The sequence below is a fragment of the Ectobacillus sp. genome (assembly GCF_056992975.1).
On record NZ_JBXKMX010000186.1, the window covers coordinates 1 to 2,426 of the forward strand.

At 35.5% G+C, this 2,426-nt stretch carries 5 protein-coding genes; 1 reads left to right on the forward strand and 4 read right to left on the reverse strand.

The annotated features are described in order from the left end of the window. On the reverse strand, positions 1-497 hold a 497-nt coding region (locus tag AC11ZT_RS08490), incomplete at its 3' end, for a branched-chain amino acid transport system II carrier protein (RefSeq protein WP_484059188.1). Between the two features lie 373 nt (positions 498-870). Here AC11ZT_RS08490 and AC11ZT_RS08495 point away from each other — a divergent pair. After that, complete coding sequence (locus tag AC11ZT_RS08495) at positions 871-1,005, forward strand: hypothetical protein (RefSeq protein WP_484059185.1); 135 nt, start codon at positions 871-873, stop codon at positions 1,003-1,005. 65 nt (positions 1,006-1,070) lie between these two features. Here the strand turns inward: AC11ZT_RS08495 and AC11ZT_RS08500 are convergent, their stop codons facing one another. The 3 genes from AC11ZT_RS08500 to AC11ZT_RS08510 form a co-directional block, all read right to left on the reverse strand. Further along, complete coding sequence (locus AC11ZT_RS08500) at positions 1,071-1,550, reverse strand: DinB family protein (RefSeq protein WP_484059186.1); 480 nt, start codon at positions 1,548-1,550, stop codon at positions 1,071-1,073. Between the two features lie 12 nt (positions 1,551-1,562). After that, positions 1,563-1,727 (reverse strand): hypothetical protein, encoded by a 165-nt coding sequence (locus tag AC11ZT_RS08505; protein ID WP_484059187.1) that lies wholly within the window; start codon positions 1,725-1,727, stop codon positions 1,563-1,565. A gap of 122 nt (positions 1,728-1,849) precedes the next feature. Next, positions 1,850-2,419 carry a CGNR zinc finger domain-containing protein gene (locus AC11ZT_RS08510; RefSeq protein ID WP_484059189.1) on the reverse strand — a complete coding sequence of 190 codons (570 nt, stop codon included), beginning with the start codon at positions 2,417-2,419 and terminating at the stop codon, positions 1,850-1,852. Positions 2,420-2,426: the final 7 nt, after the last annotated feature.

Sequence of the window (2,426 nt, forward strand, 5' to 3'; positions counted from 1 at the left end):
TGCGCTTGATTGAAAGTACCCATTGGTTTGATAAATGAAATAATAATTAATAAGAATAGAAAAAATAAGAAGATAGGTGTTAAATATTTTCCGATGTAATCCATAGCTTTTGCTGGATTACGAGAGAAATAGTAAACTGCAGAAAAGAATGCGAAACTAAAAATAGCAAGCATAGGCGTTTGCATGGACTGACTAACATAAGGTTGAATACCCACTGCAAATGGAACCGTAGCCGTTCTTGGTAAAGCAAATAAAGGTCCGATAATTAAATATAAGCAAATGGAAAAAGAAATCCCAAAGATCGGATGGACACGGCTAGCGATATCTTTCAGACCGTTGCTGCCAGACAGTCCGATAGCGATAATCCCAATAAGCGGCAGACCGATTGCCGTCGTAAGAAAGCCAATTAGAGCTAACCAAAAATGATTACCTGCAAGCTGGCCCAATTGAATGGGGAATATCAAATTACCAGCCCCAAAAAACATACCAAATAGCATGGTGCCGACAATTACATACGTTAAATAATAATTGTTTTTTTGCAAAATTCAAACTCCTTCTTTATTATTTGCCTAAACACTTAAGAGTAAGAAACGCTTTTTTTAAGGTAAATAGGATGTACAAAATGATGAATTTACCGATTCAGGCAGAATTAATTGTAGATTATAGCATAAACTTTAGCCCGCAAAAATGGTTTATCTATATATTTATTAATTCAATAAATTATAAATATTCATAAAACAAAGTATATTTACCTTTAGGAAGTCAGAACCCATTTTTCTGTTCAAAAATCAAAAAGAATACGAGTTGAAATAAGTACGTTCACGCAAAACCAAGCGTTTTCCTGATTCCAGCATTTCATAATGTTTGAGCATGCAAGCCGAGCAACTTCAAAAGGATGGATTTGATATAAAACTATTTTACAAAACCGTGAAAGAACATGAATGTGGTGGAGAATTACTAGAGCAATTTTTAAAACTTGCTGGTTTAAAAGAAATATGTTTATAACCAAAGAAAAAACACCACTAACCCAGTGGTGTGAACGCTCATTTTCTTTAGATTATTAGGCTATATTACAATGTATCATGTTCAATCAAACGTTTGATTGACTTAATCGCATCAAAATGCATACCTTCATGGTACAAACTAAAACTTAGAAATTCTGCTACAGATGAAAGAGTCATCCCAGTCGAGGTTGTGTATGGCTCCTTGACCACTTCTGTAATACGTGGTTCTAATGATTGAGGGATTCTAACCATTTGATTTTTAAGCAATTCAATCAATTGCCGAAGAGTCGGTACTTGTTCATCCCAATCTATCGGCTTTGAACCTGGTCCAAATTGTTTCATGAAATAATCTGGCATATTCATTCTTTCCCCTGTGAAATGAAAGGCAAACCTTTCTTGTACGACATAAATATGTCCAAGATTCCATTTGATATTATTATTAAACCCTTGTGGTATATAAAGCGATGCTTCCTCATTCAAGTTTTCCACACTACGAATCGTATTCTGACGTACAAATTGTAATTGCTTGAAAATATAGTGACTCATTCTTCTTCCTCCCTAAAATTCAACGTTATAGTCAAAAGGTTTGATACTGCCGGTTTTCTCGTAGATTACCGTTATAACATCTTTTGTATTTACCTGTAAGGGACTTCTCCCCTTCCCTTTCATTTTCGTTATAAAATGATGGGCTTGTTTCTGCTTTACTATTTCTAAACCATTCATCATTCTCCCTCCTTTTATTTACATTTTTACTTTACATTGCCTAAACTAACCTGTCAAAACTTATTTTAAAGGTTAGTTAAACCTTTGCACAAAAAAACCGACCTTTTTCAAATAAGTCGGTCCTATTCGGATTTCCGAAGTTGATATCTAGCTGCTTTCTTTCTATTTCCGCATATTTTCATAGAACACCACTTCCGTCTTCCACTCTCATCGATAAATAGAAGTACGCAATCTGGATTGGAGCATCTTTTCACACGATGCAACTTATGCGTTGCAAGTAAAGTTAACGCGTCAAATGCAATCAATGAAATCAGAACATCCTCTATTTCACCAATGGGGATAGGGATAAGAGTTTGCTCCATGAGTGTATAGGTAAACGGAGCTCTTTCCACTTTTTGTTCTAATAATGCAATAAACGCAGTTGGAATCATCTGTCCATCTGCAATCTGTTCAAATTGATTTCGTAACATCGTTCGAAATTCACGGAGCTGATGTAACACTGCCGCTGCTTTCTCTTTCGCTTGCATCAATCGCTCGTCCCAAACGGAATGATCTTCCCTTATAACATTTAACCAATCTAGCATATTTCTATCTGTAAGTAGTAAATCATGTCGCTTCCCACGCCTTACGACTTCTGTATTTACTAAATCTAAAGAAAGATGTCCGGATAATAACGGGAACGTTTCAGTCATTGTTCCT